20 protein-coding genes are annotated in these 26,371 nt (G+C 67.9%); 11 read left to right on the forward strand and 9 right to left on the reverse strand.

Annotated elements, in window-relative coordinates:
* Positions 1-58 precede the first annotated feature (58 nt).
* The 6 genes from CVUC_RS17815 to CVUC_RS17840 form a co-directional block, all read right to left on the reverse strand.
* On the reverse strand, positions 59-820 hold the full coding sequence (locus tag CVUC_RS17815; RefSeq protein WP_096032868.1) for an NTP transferase domain-containing protein: 762 nt from the start codon (positions 818-820) through the stop codon (positions 59-61).
* Between the two features lie 225 nt (positions 821-1,045).
* On the reverse strand, positions 1,046-2,197 hold the full coding sequence (lldD, locus tag CVUC_RS17820; protein ID WP_096032867.1) for an FMN-dependent L-lactate dehydrogenase LldD: 1,152 nt from the start codon (positions 2,195-2,197) through the stop codon (positions 1,046-1,048).
* Between the two features lie 9 nt (positions 2,198-2,206).
* A complete protein-coding gene (locus CVUC_RS17825) occupies positions 2,207-2,812 on the reverse strand; it encodes a response regulator transcription factor (protein WP_096032866.1) in 606 nt (201 codons plus the stop codon).
* A complete protein-coding gene (locus CVUC_RS17830; protein WP_096032865.1) occupies positions 2,809-3,957 on the reverse strand; it encodes a sensor histidine kinase in 1,149 nt (382 codons plus the stop codon). The genes CVUC_RS17825 and CVUC_RS17830 overlap by 4 nt, the downstream gene beginning before the upstream one ends.
* Positions 3,958-3,989: 32 nt before the next feature.
* Positions 3,990-4,727, reverse strand: a complete 738-nt coding sequence (locus tag CVUC_RS17835; RefSeq protein ID WP_096032864.1) for an ABC transporter permease — start codon at positions 4,725-4,727, stop codon at positions 3,990-3,992.
* 1 nt (position 4,728) lies between these two features.
* On the reverse strand, positions 4,729-5,715 hold the full coding sequence (locus tag CVUC_RS17840; protein WP_096032863.1) for an ABC transporter ATP-binding protein: 987 nt from the start codon (positions 5,713-5,715) through the stop codon (positions 4,729-4,731).
* A 133-nt stretch (positions 5,716-5,848) separates the two neighbouring features.
* Between CVUC_RS17840 and CVUC_RS17845 the strand changes: the two genes are divergently transcribed.
* The 5 genes from CVUC_RS17845 (at position 5,849) to CVUC_RS17865 (ending at position 14,209) form a co-directional block, all read left to right on the forward strand.
* Positions 5,849-6,796, forward strand: a complete 948-nt coding sequence (locus CVUC_RS17845) for a UDP-glucuronic acid decarboxylase family protein (RefSeq protein ID WP_096032862.1) — start codon at positions 5,849-5,851, stop codon at positions 6,794-6,796.
* A gap of 75 nt (positions 6,797-6,871) precedes the next feature.
* Entirely contained in the window at positions 6,872-8,854 is a 1,983-nt protein-coding gene (locus CVUC_RS17850) for a TonB-dependent receptor (protein WP_096032861.1), read from the forward strand.
* An 87-nt stretch (positions 8,855-8,941) separates the two neighbouring features.
* The gene (locus CVUC_RS17855) at positions 8,942-11,365 is read left to right on the forward strand and encodes a M1 family metallopeptidase (RefSeq protein ID WP_096032860.1); all 2,424 of its coding nucleotides are present in this window, start codon (positions 8,942-8,944) and stop codon (positions 11,363-11,365) included.
* A complete protein-coding gene (locus tag CVUC_RS17860) occupies positions 11,362-11,886 on the forward strand; it encodes a DUF6702 family protein (RefSeq protein WP_096032859.1) in 525 nt (174 codons plus the stop codon). The genes CVUC_RS17855 and CVUC_RS17860 overlap by 4 nt, the downstream gene beginning before the upstream one ends.
* Positions 11,887-11,953: 67 nt before the next feature.
* Positions 11,954-14,209 carry a TonB-dependent receptor domain-containing protein gene (locus tag CVUC_RS17865; RefSeq protein ID WP_096032858.1) on the forward strand — a complete coding sequence of 752 codons (2,256 nt, stop codon included), beginning with the start codon at positions 11,954-11,956 and terminating at the stop codon, positions 14,207-14,209.
* 42 nt (positions 14,210-14,251) lie between these two features.
* Here the strand turns inward: CVUC_RS17865 and rfbA are convergent, their stop codons facing one another.
* Both rfbA and rfbD read right to left on the reverse strand, forming a co-directional pair.
* A complete protein-coding gene (gene rfbA / locus CVUC_RS17870; RefSeq protein ID WP_096032857.1) occupies positions 14,252-15,121 on the reverse strand; it encodes a glucose-1-phosphate thymidylyltransferase RfbA in 870 nt (289 codons plus the stop codon).
* Positions 15,118-16,020 (reverse strand): dTDP-4-dehydrorhamnose reductase, encoded by a 903-nt coding sequence (gene rfbD / locus CVUC_RS17875; protein WP_096032856.1) that lies wholly within the window; start codon positions 16,018-16,020, stop codon positions 15,118-15,120. The genes rfbA and rfbD overlap by 4 nt, the downstream gene beginning before the upstream one ends.
* A 197-nt stretch (positions 16,021-16,217) precedes the next feature.
* Here rfbD and CVUC_RS17880 point away from each other — a divergent pair, with 197 nt between their 5' ends.
* On the forward strand, positions 16,218-16,388 hold the full coding sequence (locus CVUC_RS17880) for a DUF2256 domain-containing protein (RefSeq protein ID WP_096032855.1): 171 nt from the start codon (positions 16,218-16,220) through the stop codon (positions 16,386-16,388).
* Between the two features lie 50 nt (positions 16,389-16,438).
* On the opposite strand, the gene CVUC_RS17885 is transcribed toward CVUC_RS17880, so the two are convergent.
* Positions 16,439-18,418 (reverse strand): TonB-dependent receptor, encoded by a 1,980-nt coding sequence (locus CVUC_RS17885; protein ID WP_096032854.1) that lies wholly within the window; start codon positions 18,416-18,418, stop codon positions 16,439-16,441.
* A 139-nt stretch (positions 18,419-18,557) separates the two neighbouring features.
* Here CVUC_RS17885 and CVUC_RS17890 point away from each other — a divergent pair, with 139 nt between their 5' ends.
* The 5 genes from CVUC_RS17890 (at position 18,558) to CVUC_RS17910 (ending at position 26,364) form a co-directional block, all read left to right on the forward strand.
* Positions 18,558-19,583: a LacI family DNA-binding transcriptional regulator gene (locus CVUC_RS17890; protein WP_010919021.1), complete on the forward strand. Its 1,026-nt coding sequence runs from the start codon at positions 18,558-18,560 to the stop codon at positions 19,581-19,583.
* Between the two features lie 150 nt (positions 19,584-19,733).
* Positions 19,734-22,187, forward strand: a complete 2,454-nt coding sequence (locus CVUC_RS17895) for a TonB-dependent siderophore receptor (protein ID WP_096032853.1) — start codon at positions 19,734-19,736, stop codon at positions 22,185-22,187.
* Positions 22,188-22,397: 210 nt separating this feature from the next.
* Positions 22,398-24,227: an alpha-amylase family glycosyl hydrolase gene (locus CVUC_RS17900; protein ID WP_096032852.1), complete on the forward strand. Its 1,830-nt coding sequence runs from the start codon at positions 22,398-22,400 to the stop codon at positions 24,225-24,227.
* Positions 24,209-25,132: an ROK family protein gene (locus CVUC_RS17905; protein WP_164468088.1), complete on the forward strand. Its 924-nt coding sequence runs from the start codon at positions 24,209-24,211 to the stop codon at positions 25,130-25,132. The genes CVUC_RS17900 and CVUC_RS17905 overlap by 19 nt, the downstream gene beginning before the upstream one ends.
* Positions 25,129-26,364 (forward strand): MFS transporter, encoded by a 1,236-nt coding sequence (locus CVUC_RS17910; RefSeq protein WP_010919017.1) that lies wholly within the window; start codon positions 25,129-25,131, stop codon positions 26,362-26,364. Before CVUC_RS17905 ends, CVUC_RS17910 begins: the two co-directional genes overlap by 4 nt.
* Positions 26,365-26,371: the final 7 nt, after the last annotated feature.

Raw genomic sequence — 26,371 nt, forward strand, 5'->3', positions numbered from 1 at the left:
CGGTCCTTCGGCCGGGATGACGAGGAAAGATGACTTCAAGTGTGGGAGCGCGCGGCCCCTAAACGGCCTCGGCCTCCTGGGCGGCCCATTGCGCCGTCAGGGCGCGGTTGCGGACGAGGTCTTCCGGGAAGTCCATCTCGGCCCAGTCCAGGCCTTCGATCGACCGCACGCGCACCACGTCATGGTTCTGGGCGATCTCGTTGATCACGCTCAGATACCAGCGCTTGAGACCCTCGGGCGTGCGCATGATCGCCTCGAGCGTTTTGACGAACAGCGCCGAGCCCTCGGTGTTGAAGCGCAGGAAGCCGATCGACTCGGCGTCATACTCCGTGATCGTCTTGCCGATGGCGCGCAGGGCGTCGCCGTCGGTCAGGACCTTCATGTCGTCGGCGTCGTAGCCGCCGGCCTTGCGGTCGACCGTGACGGTGATCGGCGCGTCCGGCGCGCTGATCAGGCGCTCGGCGATCGCCGGTTCGAACAGGGTGTCGCCGTTGAGGATCATGAACGGCCCGCCGCGCATCTCCTCGCGCGCCAGCCAGCAGGTCGCGAGATTGTCGGTCACGCTGTAGAACGGGTTGTACAGCGTGCGCACGGCAAGGCCCGGCAGCGACAGGCGCGCGACCTCGGCCTCGACCAGATCGCTGCGGAAGCCGGTGACCACCACCGCCTCGGTGACGCCCGCCTGATGCAGGTGGTGCAGCTGCCATTCCAGCACGGAGCGACCGGCCAGCTCGACTAGGCACTTGGGCCGGTCGTCGGTCAGAGGCGACAGTCGCTTGCCCTGACCAGCGCTGAGAATAAGGGTCTTAACCGGCTGCATGACGTTCTGGAATCTCGCTGGAATCGGGGCCTTCTTCGCCCCGTTTGGAATCGTTGGACCGCGGCCCCGGCGGTCGCGACCGCATAACTGAGCACGAACCGGCCTCTCGGCAAGTCTTCGCGGACCGCCAAGAACCGATCGCGACGTCGCGACGCAAGCCCCCTCGCGCCGCTTTTGATGAAAAAAGACGCCCAGCAGCGGCCGCGCCGCTGCTTTTCCCTCGGCCTACCCTGCGCGCGGAAAGCGCTCGGCCAGGATGGTCTCGTTGATCGAGGCCACGTCGCGAACGCCGGTCAGGGCCATGGCCACGCGCATCTCTTTGTCGATCAGGTCCAGCAGTTGCGTGACGCCCGCCTCGCCGCGCGCGGCCAGGGCGTAGGCGTAGGCCCGTCCGATCAGCACGCCCCGCGCGCCCAGCGCCAGCATCCGCACGACATCCAGGCCCGAGCGCACGCCGCCGTCGGCCAGAACGGTCAGGCGATCTCCGACCGCGTCGGCGATGGCGGGCAAGGCGCGGGCGCTGGACAGCACCCCATCCAGCTGACGACCGCCGTGATTGGAGACGACGACACCGTCGGCGCCGATGTCGGCGGCGGCCTTGGCGTCCTCGGGATCCAGAACGCCCTTGATGACCAGCGGCCCTTTCCAGGCGTCGCGGATCCATTCCAGGTCCGACCACTGGATCGACGGGTCGAAGTTGGCGGCCAGCCAGCCCATGAAGTCCTGCAGCCCCGACGCCTTGCCCAAGGCCGGCGCCACATTCCCCAGCCGGTGGGGATGGCCCATCACGCCGACATCCCAGGCCCAGGCCGGCTTCAGCGCCGCCTGCACAAGACGCCGCGCGGCGGCGTTGGGCCCGGACATCCCCGAATGCGCGTCGCGATAGCGCGCGCCGGGCACGGGCATGTCGACGGTGAACACCAGCGTGGTGGCGCCCGCCGCGCTGGCCCGCGCTAAGAGGTCCCGCATGAAGCCCCGGTCTCGCAGCACGTAGAGCTGAAACCAGAACGGCGCCGGCGAGGCCGCCCGCACCTCGTCGACATCGCAGACCGAGACCGTGGACAGGCAAAACGGCACACCCTTGGCCGCCGCCGCCCGCGCCGCCTGGCATTCACCGCGGCGGGCGTACATGCCTGTCAGCCCGACCGGCGCCAGAGCCACCGGCAAGGCCTGCCGGACGCCGAACAGGGTGGTCGACGGGTCGACGACGGAGACGTCCTTCAGTACGCGTTGGCGTAAGGCGATGTCGGCGAGATCATCGATGTTGCGCGCCATCGTCCGCTCGGCATAGGCGCCGCCGTCGATATAGTCGAACAGAAACCGGGGCAGCCTGCGCCGCGCCGCTTCGCGAAAGTCCGTGGTCGAGGAGACGATCATGCCGCCACGCTACAGCCAGCCGTTCGACCGCGCGATACGGCCCGCCTCCACGCGGTTCGCCGCACCCAGCTTCTGCGCCGCCTCGGAGAGGTAGTTGCGGACCGTCCCCGGCGAGAGGTCCAACACATCGGCGATGTCCTTGTTGGAGCGGCCCTCCTCGGCCAGCCGCAGGATCTCGCGCTCGCGGTCGGTCAGCGGATCAGGCTCGGCGTCCCAGACCGCTTCCGACAGCTCGGGCGCAATGGCCCGACCGCCGGCCGCGATCGTCCGCACCGCCGCCGCCAGCACGCTGCTGGGCCCGTCTTTCAGCAGATAGCCCTTTACGCCCGCCTCCATCGCCCGACGCAGATAGCCGGGCCGGCCGAAGGTGGTGACGATCAGCACCCGGGTGCTCGCGCCGTCGGTCTTCAGGCGCGCGGCGACGTCGATGCCGGTCAGGTTGGGCATCTCGATGTCGGAGATCAGCACGTCGGGCTTCTCGGCGCGGACAAGGTCCAGGGCGACAGCGCCGTCGGGCGCGCGGCCGACCACCTGGATGTCGCCCTCCATTTCCAGAAGGGCGCTGAGAGCCCCCAGCACCATCTTCTGGTCTTCAGCGATGACGACGCGGATCAAGACACGCCCTCCCCTTGGGCGCGCAGCGGCGCCGTGGCGACGAGGCGCGTGCCGGCCTTGTCGGATTTGACGTCCAGGGTTCCGCCGATCGCGGCCAGGCGTACGCGCATCCCCTTCAGACCCGAGCCTTCGACGAGACGCCCGCCCTGGCCGTTATCAGCGATGGTCAGCACGAGTTCAGAGGCGCTGGGCGACAGAGAAATGTCGCAGCGCGCGGCGCCGGCGTGACGGATCACATTGGTGACGCCTTCGCGCAGAGCCATCGCCAGGACCGCCTCCTGCCCGGGATTTCCATCGGTGGTCAGTGCCGACACGCTGGCCTCGACACCGGCGGCGGCCAGGGCCTGGCGGGCCTTGTCGAGCTCGAGGGCCAGGGACGCGCCCTTCATGCCGACCACCGCGGTGCGCACCTCGGAAAGCGCCTCACGGGCGGTGGCGGCGACCGCCTGCATCTCGCGCTCCGCCGCCGCCGGGTCGCGGCTGACGAGACGCGCCGCCAGTTCGGCCTTCACCGCCACCAGGGTCAGGGTGTGGCCCAGCAGATCGTGGAGGTCCCGCGAGATCCGTTCGCGCTCGGCGGTGCTGGCCAGGGCGCGGACCTCTTCGTGCGCGATGGCCAGGGCCTCGTTCTTCCGCTCGATATCGGCCTGCATCAGGGTGGCGAAGCCCGTGATCGCGCCGAACAGCAGTCCTGCCCCCCAGATCGGCCAGGCGTCCCGCAGGAACACAACGCCGACCGCCAGAACGACCAGCTCCATGCCGATCATGGCGCGCAAAGCCAGACGGCGGGGCGCCAGACGCGCGCCATAGGCCATGGCGTAGATCGTGTAGACGCTCCAGCTCGACTTGAAGGGTGAAAGCGCCATGCCGACGGCGAAGACCGCCAGAACCTGCCAAAGCACCGGCGGCCCCTTGCGCAAATGGACGCTTGCGAAGAGCCCCAGGAAGACGACCAGGCCCGCCAGCGAGGCGACCACTTCCAGCTCGCCCGGCCGGCGGTAGAGCCAAGGGATGAAGTAGAACGGCAGATAGACCAGGAACACGATGCTCCAATGGCGCCGCAGGGGCGGTTCCACCGTCTCCGGCGCATCGCGGTCCGATGCGCCGGTCTTGGTCTTGCCGCTGGATTCGCTGGCCGTGTTCATCGCAGCGATCTCGCGCGCAGGCCTCTCCACGGTCAAGCGTCCTGCCTGCGCCAGGCCATCACAGCGCCGATCAGGGCCGCAAGCGTCATGGCGGCGAGGATCGACACATGACGCTCGACATGAGCGAAGGGCTGCATGCCCGAGAACATCTGCGACAACTGGCCAAGATGGTACGAGGGCATGAAGACGGCGATCTTGCCGAACCAGGCGGGCATGGCCTGCAGCGGGATCCAAAGGCCACCGAACAGGCTGAAGCCGAGAAACACGAGGTTGGCCAGGGCGGTCGCCCCCTGTGAGCCCATGCGCAGACCAAGGTTCAGGCCGATCAGGGCGAAGGGGATCGTCGAGCCCAGACCCAGACCCAGGGTCGCAGCCCACTGGCCCGGCTCCATCCTGACACCGCCGATATAGGCCAGACCGCCCAGCAGCGCGATCGCTGCGGCGATCAGCGCCAGCGCCGCCGCCAGACGTCCGGTCAGATACCCGCCCGCCGGCAGGGGCGCGATCTGCTTCAGCTCCACGAGCTTGGCTTCGCGCTCGGCGGCCACGCCGGCGCCGAAGCCGAACATCGCCGGCGCGATGGCGGCGAAGATCACATAGTTGGCCAGCATCATGTGGGCGATCTCTTCGCGCCCCTTGCTGAGGCCCAGACCCATCACGCCATAGAACAGCAGCGGCAGGATGACGCTGGGAACCATGAACTGGGGCGTACGCCAGGTGGCCAGGACCTGGGCGCGGGCTTCACGGAGATAGACGGCTAGGGTGTGCATCTCAGGCGACCTTGGTTTGACGTTGCAGGGCGGCCGCTTGGCCGGCTTGGACGAGGCGATCGACGGCGTCTTCCAGCGACGCGCCGGAGACCGTCAGGTCATCCACGGTTTCATCGCGCGCGAGCAGCTCGCGCAGGGTGGCGGGGGCCGAGGTGGTCAGCAGCGTGACCTTGCCGCCGTCGCGGCTGACGCCGGTGACCCGCGCCAGCGACGCCAGCTCAGGGTCGGAAAGGCGCGTCCGGCAGCGGATCGCGACACCCGACACGCGGGACTTGATGGCTTCGGGCGTGCCGTCAGCGATCACCTGCCCGTGGTCGATGACCACGATGCGGTCCGCCAGGGCCTCGGCCTCGTCCAGATGGTGCGTGGTCAGCAACACGGCGCAGCCGCGCGCGATCTCGGACCGCACCGCGCTCCAGAGCGCCCGGCGGGCGTCGATGTCCATGCCGGTGGTCGGCTCGTCCATGACCAGGAAATCGGGCCGTCCCGCGATGGCCAGAGCGAACTGGACGCGGCGTTGCTGACCGCCCGACAGCGCGCCGCAGCGGCGCTTTTCCAGCCCCTCCAGACCCGCCAGGCGAACGATCTCGTCCAGCGGACGCGGCTTGCGATAGTAACCCCGGAAGAGGTCGATCTGCTCGCGGACGCTCAAGGCGCCGGGCAGTCCGGCGCTCTGCAGCATCACGCCCATGCGGCTGCGGCTGGCCAGGGTCCGGGGATCGCCGCCGAACAGGAACGCCTCGCCGGCGTCAGGGCGCAGGCGGCCGGTCAGCAGGGCCACGCTGGTGCTCTTGCCCGCGCCGTTCGGCCCCAGCAGGGCCACGCACTGTCCGGGACGGATGGCCAGGTCCAGGCCGTTCAGCGCCAGGGTCGCGCCCCGCCGCTTGTGGACCTTGCTGAGGATCGCGATGGGCGGCTCGGTGGATTGGGATGACATGGTCGGCTCCGTCTCTATGGAGCCAACATCGCCCGGGGCGGCGTCCGCCATTAGTGCCGGGCGTCACGCGCTCGATATGACAAACGTCACCCGCGCCGGGCGCGTCACATGGCGCGGTGTTGGTCCTGGACGAGGCCCGGCTATAAAGGTCGCCAAAGCTGAGTCCCGGGGAGTCTGGTCGCCGATGCATACGCAGAGAATCCTGGTCACGGGCGGCGCGGGCTTCGTCGGCTCGCATCTGTGCGACCGCTTGCTGGAAACCGGCGCCGAGGTGCTCTGCGTCGACAACTACTACACCGGCTCGCGCCTGAACGTGGCGCAGAACCTCTCCAACCCGCGCTTTGAACTGCTGCGTCACGACGTGACCATGCCGCTCTATGTCGAGGTCGATCAGATCTACAATCTGGCCTGCCCCGCCAGCCCGGTGCACTACCAGTTCGACCCCGTGCAGACGACCAAGACCAGCGTCCACGGCGCCATCAACATGCTGGGCCTGGCCAAGCGGGTGAAGGCCAAGATCCTGCAGGCCTCGACCTCCGAGGTGTACGGCGATCCGACCATCCACCCGCAGGTCGAGAGCTACTGGGGCAATGTCAATCCGATCGGCCTGCGCTCGTGCTACGACGAGGGCAAGCGCTGCGCCGAGACCCTGTTCTTCGACTACTGGCGACAGCACAAGCTGCGCATCAAGGTGGCGCGGATCTTCAACACCTATGGCCCGCGCATGCATCCCAATGATGGGCGGGTGGTCTCGAACTTCATCGTCCAGGCGCTGAAGGGCGAGGACATCACCCTCTATGGCGACGGCAACCAGACCCGCTCATTCTGCTATGTCGACGACCTGGTCGACGGCCTGATCCGCCTGATGAACACGGGCGACGAGGTGACCGGCCCGATCAACCTGGGCAATCCCGTCGAGTTCACCATGAAGCAGTTGGCGGAGCTGGTGCTGGAACTGACCGGCAGCCCGTCGACGATCGTCCATCGCCCCCTGCCCTCCGACGACCCGCGCCAGCGCCAACCCGACATCACCCTGGCCAAGCAGGCCCTGGACTGGACGCCCACCGCGCCGCTGAAGGTGGGGCTGATGAAGACGATCGAGTATTTCGACGGCCTGTTGAAAGTCGCGTGAGGGCGCCCCCACTGGGCTGATCCATTTTTTCGCGGTCAACTTGCCCCCGATTTGGGGTTCGCCTAACAGCGGCGGATGACCCGTCGTATTGCACTGCTCACTCTGCTTCTCGCGACCGCTTCAGCCCCGGCGCTCGCCCAGGAGGTCGAAGCGATCTCGGTGTGGGGACAGCGGGCCAATGATCTGGGCCGCGCCACCTCGGCCAGCGAAGGCCGCATCGCCTATGCCGACTTCGCGTCGCGGCCGCTGCTGCGCCCCGGCGAACTCATTGAGGCGGTGCCCGGCCTGGCCGCCACCCAGCACTCGGGCGCGGGCAAGGCCAATCAGTATTTCCTGCGCGGCTTCAACCTCGATCACGGGACCGACCTGGCCGCGTCGCTCGACGGCGTGCCGCTGAACCTGCCCTCGCACGGACATGGCCAGGGCTATCTGGACCTGAACGTCCTGACGCCCGAGTTCGTCCACGACATCAGCTTCAAGAAGGGCCCGTACTCGGCCGAGAACGGCGACTTCGCCACGGCCGGCGCGGTGGCCTTCGAAACCGCCGACCACCTGCATGGCGACGGCTTGCAGGTCTGGGCCGGCGAGAACGACTACTATCGCGCCGTCGGCTCCAAGGCCCTGACCAGCAATGTCCTCGTCGCGGCCGACATCACCACCAACGACGGGGCCTGGACCGCGTCCGAGGACCTCAGAAAAATCAACCTGCTGGGTCGCGCCATCGTCAGCGGCTGGTCGATCACCGCCCTGGCCTATGACGCGCGCTGGAACGCCACCGACCAGATCCCGCGCCGGGCGGTCGACTCTGGCCTTCTGGATCGCCTCGACACCGTGGACGCCACCGACGGCGGGACCACCTCGCGCTACATGCTGTCAGCGCGGAAACGCGACCTGCTGCGCGGCCTCGACACCGTGGCCTACATCCAGCGCTACAAGCTCGATGTCTTCTCGAACTTCACCTACTTCCTCGACGATCCGGTGAATGGCGACCAGTTCGAACAGGTCGACCAGCGCTGGATCTACGGCGGCGCGATCACCAAGCGCTGGACGCTGGGCCAGGGCTGGAGCGCCCGCACCGGCGTCACCGCGCGGGTCGACGACATCGGCAAGGTCGGCCTCTATCGGACCACCGCGCGGCAGCGGCGCGCAACCGTGCGCCAGGACGCCCTGACCCAGTGGTCGACCGCCGTCTGGGGCGAGGCCTCCAGGCGCTTTGGTCAACTCGACGTCACCGCCGGACTACGGGCCGACGCCATGGGCGCCGACGTCAAGGCCGGCGATCCGCGCAACGCCGGGACAGTCAGCGACGTCCTGCTTTCGCCCAAGCTGGCGCTGGCCTGGCGGATCTCCAAGACCTTCGAGCTCTATGCGGATGCGGGGCGCGGCTTCCACTCGAACGACGCCCGCGGCGCGGTGATCACGGTCGACCCTGTCTCCGGCGACCCGGCCGAGCGCGCGCCGCTGATCTCGCCGACCGACGGGGCGGAGCTGGGTCTGCGCTGGCGTCGCGACGACCTGACCCTGACGGCCGCCGCCTGGGCGCTGCACGTCGACTCCGAGCTGGTCTATGTCGGCGACGCCGGCTTCACCGAGGCCTCCGGGGCGACCCGTCGCCGGGGGATCGAGCTCCTGGCCGATTGGCGGCCCACGGCGCGGCTGAACCTGACCGCGTCCTACGCCGGAACCCATGCCCGTTTCACCAACGGCGACCGTATCCCCAACGCCGTGGCCTCGGTGTTCACCGGCGGCGCGAGTTGGAAACTGGGTCCAACCTCCAGCGTGACCCTGACCTATCGCCGCCTGGGCGCAGCCCCGCTGATCGAGGACAATTCGGTGCGCTCGCGCCCCACCGGCCTGGTCAACGCGCTCTTCGTGCAGGACTTCGGTCCGGCCAGCCTGATGGTCGAGGTGCTGAACCTCACCGACAGCCGCCGCGACGACATCGCCTATGTCTACGCCTCGCGCCTGCCCGGAGAGCCGGCGGACGGTGTCGAGGACGTGCATTTCCACCCGGTCGAGCCTCGCGCCATCCGGGCGGGCATCAAGATCAATTTCTGAGCTTCGTCGCGAAAATGGGATGATTTTCCCCTCCGGGGCCGCCAAGGTCTGGGCGGGGTTTCGTCAGGGTTCTGAGTTGAGGGGCTATTGAACTTGTCCAAGCGTTCCATTCGCTACGCCGTGGCCGGCGTTATCGCCGCCGCGCTTTCCGTCACTGTCGCGCACGCCGACGCCATCAAGCAGACCAAGGCGCCGTTCGACGACAAGTTCCGCCAGCTCGAAGGCGAGGACTGGCCGACGCCGACCGACTATCGCAACGCGTCGGGCGCGCCGGGCTATCGCTACTGGCAGCAAAAGGTCGACTATGACGTCGCCGTCCGCCTGGACGAGGACACCAAGACCCTCACCGGTCGCGAGACGATCACCTATCGCAACAACTCGCCCGACAGCCTGCCCTATCTGTGGCTGCTGCTGGACCAGGACGCCAAGCGCGACTCGATCAGCAAGATGACCGAAACGGTCTCGGGCGACTCGATCAGCCTGGGCCAGGTGCGCCGCATCCAGCGCTTCAAGGAGTGGGAAGGCGGCTTCACGATCAAGTCGGTGAAGGACGCCTCGGGCCGTCCGCTGAAGTTCACCGTGGTCGACACCCTGCTGCGCATCGACCTGCCCACCGCCGTTCGCGCCAATGGCGGCGAGACCAAGTTCACGATCGAATGGTCGCTGCCGCTGGTCGAGAACAAGGTCATCGGCGGCCGCAGCGGCTATGAGTGCTTCACCGCCAAGGGCGACGACGGCAACTGCATCTACGAAGCCGCCCAGTGGTTCCCGCGCCTGGCCGTCTATTCGGACTATGAGGGCTGGCACAACAAGGCCTTCCTGGGCTCGGGCGAGTTCACGCTGGAGTTCGGCGACTACCGCGTGGCCCTGACCGTGCCGTCCGATCACGTCGTGTCGTCCACGGGCGTGCTGCAGAACCCGGCCGCCGTGCTGAGCCCCGCGCAGCGTGACCGCCTGGCCAAGGCCCGCACGGCCAGTGAACCCGTCTATGTCGTCACGCCCGAAGAGGCCGCCGCCGCCGAAAAGGGCAAGGCCAAGACGGAAAAGACCTGGGTCTTCCAGGCCAACAACGTCCGCGATTTCGGCTGGGCCAGCTCGCGCAAGTTCATCTGGGACGCCCTGGGCGTGAAGCAGGACGATCCCAAGGCCGAGCACCCTGTCGTCATGGCCATGTCGTTCTTCCCCAAGGAAGCCCGGCCGCTGTGGGACGCCTACTCGACCAAGTCGATCGCCCACACCCTGAAGGTCTATTCGGACTTCACCTTCGCCTATCCCTACCCGGTGTCGCAGTCGGTCAACGGCCCGGTCGGGGGCATGGAGTATCCGATGATCACCTTCAACGGCCCGCGGCCGGTGAAGGACAAGAAGACCGGCGCCCTGACCTATACCGAACGCGCCAAGTACGGCCTGATCGGGGTGGTGATCCACGAGGTGGGCCACAACTACTTCCCGATGATCGTCAACTCCGACGAGCGTCAGTGGACGTGGATGGACGAGGGCCTCAACAGCTTCCTCGAGTTCCAGGCCGAAATGCAGTGGGATAAGAACTTCCCGGCGCGTCGCGGTGAGCCCAAGGACATCGTCGACTACATGGTCAGTCAGGACCAGGTGCCGCTGATGACCCAGTCGGACTCGGTGATCCAGTTCGGCCCGAACGGCTACACCAAGCCGGCGACCGCCCTGGTGATCCTGCGCGAAACGGTCATGGGCCGCGAGCTCTTCGACCGCGCGTTCAAGGAGTACGCTAACCTCTGGCGCTTCAAGCGCCCGACGCCGTACGACTTCTTCCGCACCATGGAAGAGTCCTCGGGCATCGACCTCGACTGGTTCTGGCGCGGCTGGTTCTACTCGACCGACCACGTCGACATCTCGCTGGACAAGGTCGTCAAGGCCCGCCTCGACAGCGGCGATCCCGACGTCGAAGCCGGCGTGCGCCGGGCGGCCGACGCCAAGGAGCCGGAATCGCGCACGGCGGCCAACAACAAGGGGCCGACGGTCGTCGAACGCGACCCCAAGGTTCGCGACTTCTACAACGAAACCGACCAGTTCACGGTGTTCGACAGCGCCCGCAAGCGGGCCAAGACGGCGCGCGCCGAGATGACGCCCGAAGAGCTGGCGGCCCAGGACTTCAAGGACAACTTCTACCGCTTCACCTTCCGCAACATCGGCGGCCTGGTGATGCCGGTGATCCTGAAGATGGACTTCGTCGACGGCACCACCGAGACGGTCCGCATCCCCGCCGAGATCTGGCGCAAGAACTCCAAGCAGGTCACCTGGCAGTACGTGACCGGCAAGGAGCTGAAGGGCGCGGAGCTGGATCCGCTTTGGGAAACGGCCGACGCCGACCGTGGCAACAACGTCTATGAAGGCGCGATCACGCCGATGACGCTGAAGCTGCCGAAGTTCCCCGAAGCGCCCAACCGGATGAAGGACGCCAACGTGAAGGTCGAGCCGGGCGGTCTGGGCACCTTCCCGGCTGAAGAGCCCAAGAAGGACGACGCGGCCAAGTGATCAAGCGCGCGGTCGCCCTGTTCGCGGCGGTGAGCTTCGCGCTCGCCCCGCTCCCGGCGGCCGCGCACCGCGGCCACGGCGCCATGAGCGTCGTGGACATCGACGTGCGGTCCGGCGAGGTTCGGGTCAGCCACCGGGTCGCCACCCATGACGCTGAACCCGCGCTCGCCCTGATCGCGCCCGACGCCCAGACCAGCCTCGACGATCCCGAGGCGGTCGAGGCGTTGAAGCTCTATATGGACAGGCGCTTTGTGGTGGCGGTCGCCGACCAACCGGTGGCGCTGACCCTCAAGGCTATGACTCTCGGCGCCGACGAAGTGCGCTTCGAGTATGCGGGCAAGGTCTCTACGGCCCTGACCCGCGCTAATGTGGCGGTGATCGCCGCCATGTTCGCCGACGTCTATGGCGATCAGGTCAATCAGGTGAACATCCGCCGCGCCGGGGTGACCCGCACCCTGGTCTTCGCCGGCGCGGAAGCGGCGACGCCCCAGGCGTTGGACGCGATCGAACCGGCGCCCTAGCGCGGCTTAGGTGACAATCGTCACCCCGCCGGCCTGACGCCCGGCACTGCAGCGCTCTCAGTCTCTGATGCAGTTTCCTCGCCGACAGAGGAGACTTTCCATGATCATCCCGCCCCGCCGAGCCGCCTTGTTGGCCGCCACCGGCCTGGCCGCCCTGAGCACGGCCGCCTTCGCCCAGACCACGCCGGCCACGCCGCCGGCCAAGAAGGACCCGTCCAACCAGGTCCAAGGCGTGACGATCACTGCACCGGCGTCCCAGGACATGCGGACCTCGATCGATCGCCGCAGCTACAGCCTGGGCAAGGACCTGCAGGCCACCACCGGCTCGGTCGCCGACGTGCTGCGCAACGTGCCCTCGGTGCAGGTCGACGTGCAGGGCAATGTCAGCCTGCGCGGCGATCCCAATGTCACCATCATGATCGACGGCAAGCCCTCGGGCATGTTCAAGGGCGACAACCGCGGCCAGGTGCTGCAACAGATCCCCGCCAACCAGTTCGAGCGGGTCGAGGTGATGACCAACCCCTCGGCCGCCTTCAGCCCGGAAGGCACAGCGGGCATCATCAACCTGATCACCAAGCAGCAGCGCGGCGTCGGCATGACCGGCTCAGTGCGCGCCAACGTCGGAACCGAGGGTCGCAAGAACGCCAGCGCCAGCATCGCGCAGAACACCAAGGGCCTGACCCTGTCGGCCGACGCCGGCTGGCGGCGCGACAAGGCCAAGGGCGAGATGATCGATGAGCGTGAACGTCTCGACCCGACCAGCGGCGCCTACGCCACCAGCCGTCAGAAAGTGGACTTCACCAGCCGGGGTCAATCGCACAATGCCCGCGCCAGCATCGACTACGACCTCGACAAGCGCACGCGGCTGAGCGCCGAGGCCCGCTATAACGACATGCGCTACGACTCCGTGTCCGGCTCATCGTTCGAGGGCAAGACGCCCGCCGGCGTTCCCAACGTGCGCTTCCAGCGCCTGAGCGACGGCGCCATGAAGCGCTCGGTCGCGGGTCTCAGCGGCGACCTGCGTCGCAAGCTGTCCGGCGACGAGCACGAGTTCACGCTCAACGCCAGCCTCGAGCGCACACGCAACAGCCAGGGGGGTCTGGCCGAGACCTTCAGCCAACTTCCGATCATCCCGACCGCCCTGGAGAACGTCCGGACCAGCGACGAACTGGTCCAGACCCGCCTTAAGGCCGAGTACAAGCGCCCCCTCCAAGGCGGCGCCAAGCTGATGGCGGGCTATGAGCTTCAGCTCAACGACAATGACTACGACAACTACGGCGCCCGCGGCCCGAAGGGCGGCGTGTTGATCATCGATCCATCCCTGACCAATCGCTTCCAATTCGACCAGGCGGTGAACGCGGTGTACGCCACCTACAGCCGCCCGATCGGCGACTGGACAGTGATGCCCGGCCTACGCGTCGAGCAGGTGACGATCGACACCAACCAGGTCACCTCGCGCCTGACCGATAGCTACGACTATCTCCGCGCCTATCCCTCGATGCACCTGCAGTACAAGGTCGACGATCTGCGCCAGGTCAACGCCAGCTACAGCCGCCGGATTCAGCGGCCGTCCGCCCAGGACCTCAATCCCTATCGCATCTTCCAGGACCCCTACAGCTACCGCCAGGGCGACCCGCGCCTGAAGCCGCAGGTGACCGACGCCTTCGAGGTGGCCTACCAAGTCCGAAAGGGCTTCAACTACTATCTGGGCACGCTGTACTGGCGCGAAGCGCGCGACGGCGTCACCGACGTGGTTCGCGACATCGGCGACGGCGTGCTGCTGACCACCAAGGCCAACCTCGCCAAAAGCCGCAGCGGCGGTCTGGAGCTGGTGGCCAACGCCCGTCTGTCGCCCAAGCTGTCCTACACGATCAGCGGCAATACGGCCTGGACTGAGATCGGCGCGACCGACCTTGGCTTTCCGGACAAGCGTTCGGCGTGGACGGTCTCGGGCTATGCGGCCCTCAACATCCAGGCCACGCCCAAGGACTTCCTGCAGATCAGCGGCTTCGCCACGGGCAAGCGCCTGACTCCGCAGGGCTACAAGGCGCCGACCGGCATGCTGCTCTTGGGCTACCGCCACAAGTTCAACGACCGCCTCTCGGGCGTGGTGACGGTGCAGGACGGCCTGAAGACCTTCCGCGACAAGACGGTGATCAACACCCCGGCCCTGAAGAACCGCCGCGACATGGAACTCGATCTGCGCGCGGTGTTCGTCGGGATCACCTACGGCTTTGGCGGCCAGGGCGTTCCGAACCCGCGCCGGGCCCGCGAGCCGGCCTTCGACTTCCAGACTACGCCGGGCGGCGTTGGACCCATGTGAGGCTTTGAGGCCGGCGTCCTCTTCGGGCGCCGGTCACTACATCTAGCGGACGCCGATCACGGTGCGCAGATAGCCGCCATAGGCGCTCTTGCCCAAGGCGTCGGCCAGGCGCTCCACCTGGGCGGCGTCGATGAAGCCCTTCTGGTAGGCGACCTCTTCGGGGCAGGCGATCTTGAAGCCCTGGCGCTTTTCCAGCACGCGCACGAACTCGGCGGCCTCCAGCAGGCTGTCGGGCGTGCCGGTGTCGAGCCAAGCATAGCCCCGCCCCATCAGCTCCACCGACAGGTCGCCCCGCTCCAGATAGGCGCGGTTGACGTCGGTGATCTCCAGCTCACCGCGCGCCGACGGCTTGAGGTCCCGCGCGATGTCGACCACGTCGCCGTCGTAGAAGTACAGACCCGTCACCGCCCAGTTCGACTTGGGAACCTTCGGCTTCTCCTCGATCGACAGGGCCGTCATGTCCTTGTCGAACTCGACCACGCCGTACCGTTCGGGATCGTTGACGTGGTAGGCGAACACCGTCGCCCCCTTGGGCCGCGCCATCGCCCGCGTGAACAGATTGGTGATGCCGTGACCGAAATAGATGTTGTCGCCCAGGATCAGCGCCGACGGATCACGGCCGACGAAATCCGCGCCGATCACATAGGCCTGCGCCAGGCCGTCGGGGCTGGGCTGCACGGCGTACTGGATATCGAGGCCCCATTGCGAGCCATCGCCCAGCAGCGCCTGGAAGTTGGGCGTATCGCGCGGGGTCGAGATGATCAGGATCTCGCGGATCCCCGCCAGCATCAGCGTCGACAGCGGATAGTAGATCATCGGCTTGTCGTAGATCGGCATCAGCTGCTTGGACGTGACCAGGGTCATCGGATGCAGCCGGGTGCCCGAGCCGCCGGCGAGAATGATGCCCTTCATGCAGGGGCTCCCTGTACGCGCAAGTCCGCGATGATGTCCGCCACGGCCTCTGTCCAGGGCCGGGGGTGGATGGCGTAATCCGCTGCGATCCGGTTGGTCAACAGGCGTGAATTGCGCGGACGTCGGGCCGGGGTTGGATATTCGCTGCTCGGAATGCCCTCGACCTCGGCATGAACGCCTCCGTGGACGTGGCTGAGACGAAAGATTTCCCGCGCCAGATCCGCCCAGCTGGCCTCGCCCGCATTGACGAAATGATAGACGCCGGTCGGCGCCTGCGGGTCAGAGATCATCCTCAGCGTGATGGTTTTCAGCGCCTCGGCGATGTCGCGCGCCGAGGTCGGACAGCCCAGCTGGTCTTCGACGACGCGCACGACCGGGCGGTCGGCGGCGAGGCGGAGCATGGTCTTCAGAAAGTTGGCGCGATGGGCGCTGAGCACCCAGGCGGTCCGCAGCACGACCGAGCGCGGATTGCCCAGGCGCACGGCCATCTCGCCGGCCAGCTTCGAGGCGCCGTAGATCCCGATCGGACCGACCGGGTCGTCCTCTGCGTAGGGTCCCGGCTTGTCGCCGTCGAACACATAGTCGGTGGAGACCTGAATCAGCGGAACGCCCCTCGTCCGCGTCACCTCAGCCAGCAGGGCTGGTCCGATGGCGTTGGCGGCGAAGGCGGCCGCGACCTCGCTCTCGGCCTTGTCCACGGCCGTCCAGGCGGCTGAATTGATCACCGCGGCGAAGGGCCTCGCCTCGAAGGCGGCGCGGATCGACGCCTCGTTCGTCAGGTCCAGCGCGGCGCGGGACGGCGCATGCAGCACGATCCCGTCCGGCCATGCGGCGCCCAAAAGCTCCAACCCCACCTGTCCGGCGCCGCCGGTGACGAGAATATGCGTCTTGTCGGTCATTCGCCCCTACCTACGCGGTCCGCGACCAGACCAGCAAGGCCAACGGTGACAATCGTCCTCTCGCGCGGCGCGCCCGCAGCGCTCAGACCCCCTGCCCACGCCGGCGGGGTCGTCAGCGCTGGGCGCGCGCATCCGATCTCGTCGGCGCCGCGTACCCACGAGGTCTCCGCCAGCAAAGTCTCGATCCAGGGTTCGTGATGAAAGCCGCCAAGCGTCCCAAGGCCACGACGCCCGACAAGATCTGCGAGGCTTGCGGCCGTCCCTTTTCGTGGCGGCGCAAATGGGCCCGCGACTGGGACAGCGTGAAGACCTGCTCCGACCGCTGCAAAGGCGCGCTCAGGGCCGGCCGCACGGCGTCGGCGACATAGCGCGCGCGACTCATCCCCCGCGCTCCCGGGAAGATGACCGCTTCCCTCGCCTATCGCCTCAGCGCAAAGCCCACAAACACCGTGCGTGGCGCGGCGTAGCTGGTCACGCCGTCGGCGGTCTGCCCCACGGCCAGATCGTGGTTCAGCACGTTGTCGGCCGCGACATAGATTTCGCTCGCGGGGGTGAGCCTCCAAGCAGCGCGGACGTCCAGCCCCGCGCCCGCCTTGAGACGACGCAGGTTCAGATCGTCTTCGTAGCGAAGCCCCTCATAGCGCAAGGCGGCGTCGAGGCTCAGACGCTCGACCGGGCGCCAGCGCGTCCCCGCGGTGACCGTCAGGGCGGGAGCCTGGGCCGGTCGCTTGCCGGTCAGCTGCGGCGCGCCCCCCGCGCCATCGACACGCGCGTGGGTCCATGAGACGGCGCCGCGCAGGGCCCAAGCGGGGGTCAGGTCAAGCTCGACGTCCCCTTCAACGCCATAAGCGTTGATCTCACCCACATTCCGCCGCTGACGCAGCACGCCGCCCGCCGGGATGAAGCCCGCGACCGGAAAGCTTCCCGGTCCGGCGCCGATGGTCACGTTGGTGATCGGGTCCTGGACCTGATTGTAGAAGGCCGCGAGGCTCCACCGCACAGTCCCTTCGCCGACCAGGCCGGTCTCGAGCCCGTACAGGGTCTCGGGCTTCAGGGCCGCGTTGGCTTCGGTCACGTCATTGCCGACCCGAAAAGGGCGGTGCAGTTCGTTGAGGGTCGGGGGACGAAAGCCGGCATAGGCGGCGGCGCGCCACCAGGTGTCGCCTTTCAGGCGCTGGCGAAGCCCCGCGCGGGCGGTCGGGGTGGTCCCCGAAGCATCGCCGATCGGCGCGTCGAGCGTGGCGGCGCCCGTCAGCGCGTCGCGTTCGCGCCGCACCCCCGCATAAGAGCGCCAGCCGTCCAGGCGCGCGCCAAAGGTCAGTGAAACGTCTTCCCGCGCCAAGGCGGTCTCGGCGTACAGGCCGCCGACCAGCGTCCGCCCCCCGGCTTCGCGCACGCGGGTGAAGGCGCCGGACTGATAGCGGAAGCGCTCGTTGACCCGACCTTCGGCGGCGCGAACGTCACCGCCCAACTCCCAGGCCCAGCCCCCTTGGCGGCCCTGCCAGGCGGCATTGAGGCCGTAGCCGGTGGCCGGTGTCGAGAACTGGTCGTTGGCCGGCGTGGTCGAGGCACGTCCCGCCGCTACCGCCACGGAGGTGTTCTCAAGATCGCTGCGCCGCGCCCAGGCCTGCAGCCGCCAGGCGTCGCCGGCGAGGGTCAGGGCCAGCGATCCGCCGGTCGCGTTCGACCGCGCGCCGACGAGGCCCGCGTCCCGCCGCTCCTGGTAGGCGCCGGCGCGAAGCGCCCAGCGCACCGAGGTCAGGCTCCCCTGCAGTCGAACCGCGACCGCACCATCCTCAAGCGTTGTCGGCGTGTCCGCCGCGCCGCGCCGCGCGTCGCGGACCGGGTCGTATCCATCGGTCCGCGACCCGCTGGCGGTGAGCAGCAGGTGATCTGTCCCAAACGTTCCGGCCGCGCGCCAGCTGTCACGCGCCCCGACCTGGGCGTTCAAGCTGGACAGCCCCCCTCCGGCCGCCCGCTCTCGAAGCGCGACGACGCCGGTCAAGGCGCCGGCGCCATAGGGACCTGCGCCCGCGCCGCGCACGATGGTGGCGCCGGAAAGCCCCTCGCCCGGCAAGGCGGTCCAGATCACCCAACCACCGAACGGATCATTCTGCGGCGCGCCGTCCAGCGTGACCAGGGCGCGCCCCGCCCCCGACGGCGCGACGCCTCGAAGGGACAGGCCCTGGATCGTCGGGTTGGCCGCGTCGCTGCCGGTTCTGCGGAACAGGGAGACCCCGGGTGTCGCCTTCAGAACCACATCCAGCCGGTTGGCCGCGCTCAGCGCCTCAGCATCGTAGCGGGCCGTCGAGAACGCCTCCTGGCCCACCAGAGGCGGCAACCGCGGCGCCTCGACGACGACAGTGGCGACGGAGGCTGGGGGGACGTCGAACGGCACGGGTTACTCTCTAAGCGTTCGGCTAGGACTGACGGGCGGTGACGCCTTGGTCAAGACGTCGGGGGCCCAGACTCGACATCGCATCGGCGTCCGTCCGCCAACCGTTGTCGCGGCCCAGCGATAAACTAAGCTCGGTCCCATGAGTCGCCAGCCCACCGAGCCCAAGTCGGCCCGCCTGAAGATGGCGGACATCGCCAAGCTGGCGGGGGTTTCGACGTCGACAGTGTCGCGCGCCCTGGCGGGAAATCCGTCCATCCCCCAGGCGCTGCGGGACCAGATCTCCGAATTGGCCAGGACCCATGGCTATGTGATCAACCAGTCGGCTCGGAGCCTGCGTCTCCAACGCACCCATACGATTGGCCTCATCGTGCCCCTGGGGCACGAGCGCGATCAGTTGATCACCGATCCGTTCTTCCTGGAGATGATCGGCCGTCTCGCCGACGAGATCACAGGGCGGGGCTATGAGGTGTTGCTCAACAAGGTCGTCGCGCCCCGGGCCGACTGGCTACGCCGGATCGTCCAGTCCCACCGCTCCGACGGCCTGTTGATCATCGGCCAGAGCGACCAGCACGAGGCGTTGAACGCACTCGCCGACACCTATCGCCCTCTCGTCGTCTGGGGCGGCGACATCGCCGAGCGGCGCTATTGCACGGTCGGCTCGGACAATGTCGCCGGCGCCCGGCTCGCCACCCAGCACATGATCGCCCAGGGCCGCCGGCGGATCGCCTTTCTGGGGTTGCCGGGAGCGCCCGAGGTGGAACTGCGCCGCGAAGGCTATCTCCAGGCGCTGAGGGAGGCGGGCCTGAGTCCCTATCCAGAGCTCAGCGCGCCCGCCCACTTCACGATCGAGTCAGCAGAACCCTCGGTGCGGGCGCTGATCGACAGCGGCGCGACGTTCGATGGCGTCCTGGCCGCCTCTGACCTGATCGCCGTGACAGCGATCAACACCCTGACCGCCGCCGGGCGCACGGTTCCCGACGAGATCTCGGTGGTCGGCTTCGACGACATCAGCTTGGCGCGCTACAGCGCTCCGCCGCTCACGACAGTGCGGCAGGACCTGGCGACGGGCGCGCGCACCATGGTGGACCTCCTGTTCCGCCGTATCGAGGGGGCCTCCACAGAGTCGGTCTTCATGACGCCCGAGCTCGTCGTACGCGGCACATGAGACCGGACTGGTAAGGTGTTGCAGAACTAACGCAATCGATTGCTAAAAGTTCTGAGTCGTGCTTTTTTGACTTCGCAATCGATTGCGAGATGATCACTCTCGCCCCCGAAGTCCTCGCCACAAGAAGCGGGGGCGCATGAGGAGGAAGATATGAACCGGCAAAAGTCGCGCCTGCTCGTGGGCGCCGCAGTGCTCGCCATGCTGCCGCTGGCGGCGCACGCCCAACAGAGCGTCACGAAAAACGACCAGGACGTCCTGGAACTAGACGCGGTCGTCATCACCGCCTCGCGCGACGGCGCGACCAAGATGAACTCGTCCATTTCCGTCAGCGCGCTGTCGGCCGACCAGATCCTGGCCCAGGCCCCGCGCTCGACGGCCGAAATCTTCCGCGGCCTGCCAGGCGTGCGTTCGGAAGCGACGGGCGGCGACGGTAACGCCAACATCGCCGTGCGCGGCCTGCCCGTGGCCTCGGGCGGCGCCAAGTTCCTGCAGCTGCAGGAAGACGGCCTGCCGGTCATGGAGTTCGGCGACATCGCCTTCGGTAACGCCGACATCTTCCTGCGCGCCGACCAGAACGTGGCCCGTATCGAGTCGGTGCGCGGCGGTTCATCCTCGACCTTCGCGTCGAACTCGCCCGGCGGCGTGATCAATTTCATCAGCAAGACCGGCGAGGTCGAGGGCGGCGAGATCGCTCTGACCAAGGGCCTGGGCTACGACCACACCCGCCTGGACTTCGACTATGGCGCGCCGCTGAGCGACACCCTGCGCTTCCATGTCGGCGGCTTCTATCGCGAGGGCGAAGGCGCCCGGAAGTCGGGCTACACCTCGGAAAAGGGCGGCCAGATCAAGGCCAACCTGACCAAGGACTTCGAGAACGGCTTTATCCGCCTGAACGTCAAGTATCTGAACGATCGCGCCGTGGGCTACTTGCCGATGCCGACGCGGGTGACCGGCTCGAACGGCGATCCCGATATCGGCTCCTTCGCCGGTTACGACATCGGCCGCGACGACCTACAGTCGATCTACCTGGCCCGCAATCCGGGCCTGGACGGCGACGGCAATCGCCGGATCAGCAAGGTCGCCGACGGCATGCACCCCGACACCCTGCAGTTCGGCGCCGAGGCCAAGTTCGATATCGGCGGCTGGAAGATCGAGGACCGCTTCAAGGTCGCCAAGACCTCGGGACGCTTCGTCGCCCCCTTCCCGGCCGAGGTCCTCTCGGCCCAGGCCCTGGCCACGTCGATCGGCGGCGCCGGTGCGACCCTGCGCTATGCCAACGGCCCCAGCGCCGGCCAGGCGATCACCGCGCCGGGCGGCCTGAACGGCAACGGTCTGGCGATGCGGATCCACATGTTCGATGTCGAGATCAACGACTTCGGCAACGCCATGAACGACCTGAAGCTGTCGCGCAGCTTCGACACGGGCGCGGCCGTGGTCGACGTGACGGTGGGCTACTACAAGTCGCGCCAGACCATCGCCATGGACTGGCTGTGGAACACCTTCGTCTCGGAAGTGAAGGGCGATAACGCCGCCCTGCTGGATGTCTACAACAGCGCTGGGACCAAGCTGACCCAGACGGGTCTGGCCGCCTATGGCGTGCCGCTGTGGGGTAACTGCTGCACCCGCCGCTATGACGTCACCTACGACATCGACGCGCCGTATCTGAGCCTGTCGAGCCGCATCGGCGATCTGAGCCTGGACGCCAGCCTCCGCCGCGACGAAGGCAAGGCGCGCGGCCTCTACGCCGGGGCCAAGCAGGCCGCCGTCGACGTCAACGGCGACGGGGTGATCCAGAACGTCGAGCAGAGCGTGTCGGTCATCGACAACGCCAACGCCTCGCCGGTCAACTACGACTGGGGCTACACCTCCTGGTCGCTGGGCGCGAACTACCAGTTCAATCCCGATGTCGCCGCCTTCGCCCGCGTCAGCCGCGGCGGCCGCGCCAACGCCGACCGTCTGCTGTTCGGCAAGGTCCGGGCCGACGGCACGGTGTCCAAGGAAGACGCCGTCGACATGGTCGATCAGGTCGAGGGCGGCGTGAAGTACCGCCGCGCCGGCTTTGGCCTGTTCGCCACGGCCTTCTGGGCCCGCACCCAGGAGCAGAACTTCGAGGCCACCAGCCAGAGGTTCTTCGACCGCACCTACAAGGCCAAGGGTATCGAACTGGAGGCCAGCTACCGGATCGGCGACTTCTCCGTCACCGGCGGCGCCACCTATACCGACGCGGTCATCGACAAGGACGCTCTGACGCCCGCCGTCGTCGGCAACGCGCCGCGCCGCCAGGCCAAGTGGATCTACCAGTTCGCCCCGACCTGGACGATCAATGACAAGGCCACGATCGGCGCCAGCGTCATCGGCACCACCAAGGCCTACGCCCAGGACGACAACCAGCTGATCTTCCCGGCCTACGCCCAGGTCAACGCCTTCGCCGAGTACAAGCTGGCCGAGACGCTGTCGCTGTCGGTCAACGCCAACAACCTGTTCGACAAGGTTGGCCTGACCGAAGCCGAAGAGGGTTCGATCACGGCGGGGTCAGTCAATGCGATCCGCGCCCGCTCGATCAACGGCCGCACTGTCACGGCGACGCTTCGGTACAGCTTCTAGAGCGTGACGCCGAAAGTGGGAACCGGTTTCGGCGCCAGTCACGCTCTAAGTGTTTGATTTAGAGCCTTGTTATCGCGTCGAAACGATTCCGTTTCGACGCGCAAGGCTCTAACCCCCATCGCCGACGGGTTTCCTGCCCCGTCGGCGCCTCGGCCTCGCCAGTGCGACCCCAACGCCCTGGCGAGGCCACTCCTTCGCGAGCGTTCCGGCATGATTTCCACCGCTTCGATCCCGACGCCGTACGACGACGCCGTCCAGGCTCGGTTCGCCGCGCTGTGGCCGATCGTGGAATCGCGGTTCGCCAAGCTCTATGGCGCGGATGCGCGCGGCCCCGCCGTCCTCGAACGCCTGAAGACCAATCTTCTCAAAGCCGCCCATGCGCGGCCAGAGCCCCTGCGCGCGCTCGATGCGGCGCGGGCGGCCGATCCCGCGTGGCTGCACGCGCCGGGGCAGACCGCCTACACCTTCTATGTCGATCGCTTCGCCGGCGATCTCAACGGCGTCCGCGGCAAGCTGGACTATCTGACCGAGCTGGGCGTGCGCTGGCTCCACCCGCTGCCGCTGCTGGAACCGCGCCCCGGCGACAGCGACGGCGGCTTTGCGGTCGCCGACTATCGCAAGGTTGATCCGCGCCTGGGCACGATCGACGACCTGGAAGCCCTGGCCGGCGACCTGCGCGAGCGCGGCATGGGGCTGATCCTCGATGTGGTGTGCAATCACACCGCCCGCGAGCATGCCTGGGCGGTCAAGGCCCGGGCGGGCGATCCCGCCTATCGCGACTACTACATCGTGCTGCCGGACGCCCAGAGCGCCGCAGCGCGCGATCGCGAGCTGATCGACGTCTTCCCCGACACCGCGCCGGGCAGCTTCACCTACAACGCCGACATGGGCGGCTATGTCTGGACCACCTTCTATCCGTTCCAGTGGGACCTGAACTACGCCAACCCCGCCGTCTTCGCCGAGATGCTGGAGGTGTTGATCTTCCTGGCGGCCAAGGGCGCCCAAGGCTTCCGACTCGATAGCGCGCCGTTCCTCTGGAAGCAGGCGGGCACCACCTGTCGCAACCTTCCGCAGACCTATGACATCGTCGAAGCCTGGCGCGCGGCGCTGTCGATCGTTGCGCCGGGCGTCGTGCTGCTGGCCGAGGCGATCGAGAGCGTCGAGGACGTTCTGCCCTTCTTCGGCGGTGAGGCGCCCGGCTGCAACCTCGCTTACAACAACGTGGTCATGACGGCCCTCTGGGCGGCGTTGGCCGACGGCGATGCGGCCATCGCCCGGCGCTGCCTGGCGGTCGCGGCGCGCAAGCCGCCCCAAGGCGCGTGGCTCAACTATGTGCGCTGCCATGACGATCTGATCTGGAACGCCCTGGCGGCCTATGCCCCGGCCGGTGACCTGCGACGTTGGTCAAACGCCTATGGGCATGGCGAGGGCTTCTCGCGCGGTCGCGCCTTCCAGACCGCCGAAGGGGGCGTTCCGTCGACCAACGGCATGGCGGCCGCACTGGCCGGCCTCACTGCTGACGCCGATGGCGACAGCCTGGGCGCGCGGCGGCTTCGCCTGCTGTACGGGATCATCCACGCGCTGGACGGCTGGCCGTTGATCTATATGGGCGACGAGATCGGTCTCGATAACGACGAGGCCTATCAGGACGACCCGCTGCGCGCCGGCGACGGACGCTGGCTGCACCGCCCGCAGATGGACTGGTCACTGGCCGAGCATCGACGCGAGGCCGGCGCACTGCAGGCCGAGTTGTTCGCCGTCTTCACCAAGCTGAGCCAGCGCGCGCAACGCCTGGCGGCGTTTGGCGTGGCCGGCCCGGCCCGTCCGATCGCGGTCGCCGCGCCGGCGGTCCTGGCCTTCCTGCGCGATGAGGGCGCACGGCCGTTCCTGTGTCTCGCCAACTTCTCCGACGCGCCGCAAGACGTCGAACTGCCCCCGACGTTCGCCCAAGGCGCCGAGGACGTGCTTGATGGCGCCCCCTCCCCCGCCGGAGCCGTCAGCCTGCCGCCCTATGGCATCACGTGGCTGGTCGCCCGATGAGCCGGATCGCTGCGATCGAGCTGGGCGGCACCAAGGTGATGGTGGCCTTCGGATCGGGGCCGGACGACCTGTCGCCCCCCCTCCGCATCCCCACCACGACGCCGGCCGAGACCCTGGCCCGGATCGAAGACGCGCTCGCCGCCGAGCAAGGCCGCTTCGATGCGATCGGCGTGGCCAGCTTCGGCCCCATCCGGCTGGATCCGGCCGCGCCGGACTGGGGCCATATCCTCAAGACCCCCAAGCCCGGCTGGTCGCACGCCGATGTGGCCGCCCGGCTCGTCCGACGGTTCGATCGGCCGCTCGCCCTGGACACCGACGTGAACGGCGCCGCCGTGGCCGAAGGACTCTGGGGCGCGGCCAAGGGGCTTGGCGACTATGCCTATGTCACGGTCGGCACCGGCGTCGGCGTAGGCCTCGTCGTCAATGGCGCGCCAACGCACGGCCTGCTGCATCCCGAGGCCGGCCATATCCTGGTCCGGCGCGATGCGGCCCAAGACCCCTTCACCGGGTCCTGCCCGTTCCATGGCGATTGCCTTGAAGGCCTGATCAGCGGGCCGGCCCTGGCCGCGCGGACCGACGCGCCCGGCGAGTCGCTGTCCAAGGACGACCCCGTCTGGGCGCTGGTCGCCGACTATCTGGCCCAGCTTGTGGCCAACCTCGCCTTGATCGCCTCGCCCCGGCGCGTGATCATCGGTGGCGGCGTCGGGAGCAATCCGCAGTTGTTGGAGCAGACGCGGACGCGGCTGCAGACGCACCTGGCCGGCTACCTCGCGCCGCTCGAGCAGAGGTCCGACATCGACGCCTTCGTCGCGGCGCCGGGCCTCGGCGCGAACTCCGGCCTGCTCGGCGCGGTCGCGCTGGGCCTTCGACACGACGCCATCCTACGGCAGGACCTGACGCAATGACCCAGACTGTTTCTGATGCGTCGCGCGATCCGCGCCTGATCCGCATCCTGACCTATCTGATGTTCATGATGTTCGCGATGACCACCGACTCGGTCGGCGTCATCATTCCCCACGTCATCAAGACCTTCGATCTTGGCATGGCTGCGGCGGGATCGTTCCACTACGCCAGCATGACCGGCATCGCGCTGGGCGGGGTCTGCCTGGGCTTCCTGGCGGACCGGCTGGGTCGCAAGGCCACCATCGTGCTGGGCCTTGTCGCCTTCGCGGTGACGGCCTTCCTGTTCGCGGTCGGCAAGGACTTCGGCTTCTTCGTCGCCCTGCTCTTCCTGTCGGGCCTGGCGATCGGCGTCTTCAAGACCGGCGCCCTGGCCCTGATCGGCGACATCTCGTCCTCGACCCGCGCTCACACCGCCACCATGAACATGGTCGAAGGCTTCTTTGGCCTGGGCGCCATCCTCGGACCGGCGATCGTGACCGCCCTTCTGGCGCAAGGTGCGTCGTGGAAGTGGCTCTATGTGATCGCCGGCGCGCTGTGCGTGCTGCTGATCATCGCCGCCCTGAACGTGCGCTATCCGCAAACCCCGCCGGCGGCCCAGCAGAAGCTGGATCCCCGGGTGACCCTGGCCATGTTCGGCAACCCTTACGCCCTGGCCTTCAGCTTCGCGATCATGCTCTATGTCGGGGTCGAGACGGCGATCTATGTGTGGATGCCGACCCTGCTGGCCGACTACAAGGGTCCCGCCGTGCTCCTAGCGGCCTACGCCCTGTCGGTGTTCTTTATCCTGCGCGCCGCCGGCCGCTTCCTGGGCGCCTGGCTCTTGAACAGGCTGTCGTGGACGCAGGTGGTGGCGATCTGCAGCGTGGCGATCCTGATCTGCTTCGCCGCCGCCCTGGCCGGCGGACGCGCCGTGGCCGTCTATAGCCTGCCGATCTCGGGCCTGTTCATGTCGGTGCTCTATCCGACCATCAACTCCAAGGGCATCAGCTGCTTCCCGAAGGCCGAGCACGGCTCGGTCTCGGGGGTGATCCTGTTCTTCACCTGTGTCAGCGCGGTGATCGCGCCCTGGATGATGGGTCTGATCAGCGACCGCTTCGGCGACGCCGTCTACGGCTTCGCCCTGGCCACGGGCCTGGCCGCGCTGCTGGCGGTGCTGGCGGTGTTGAACCTGGTGTTCGACCCGAGCCGAGCCCGCCTCGAAGCCAGGCAAGACGCGGACTACGTCGTCCCGTAAAGCGCGC

This window comes from Caulobacter vibrioides (assembly GCF_002858865.1).
GTDB lineage: Bacteria > Pseudomonadota > Alphaproteobacteria > Caulobacterales > Caulobacteraceae > Caulobacter > Caulobacter vibrioides.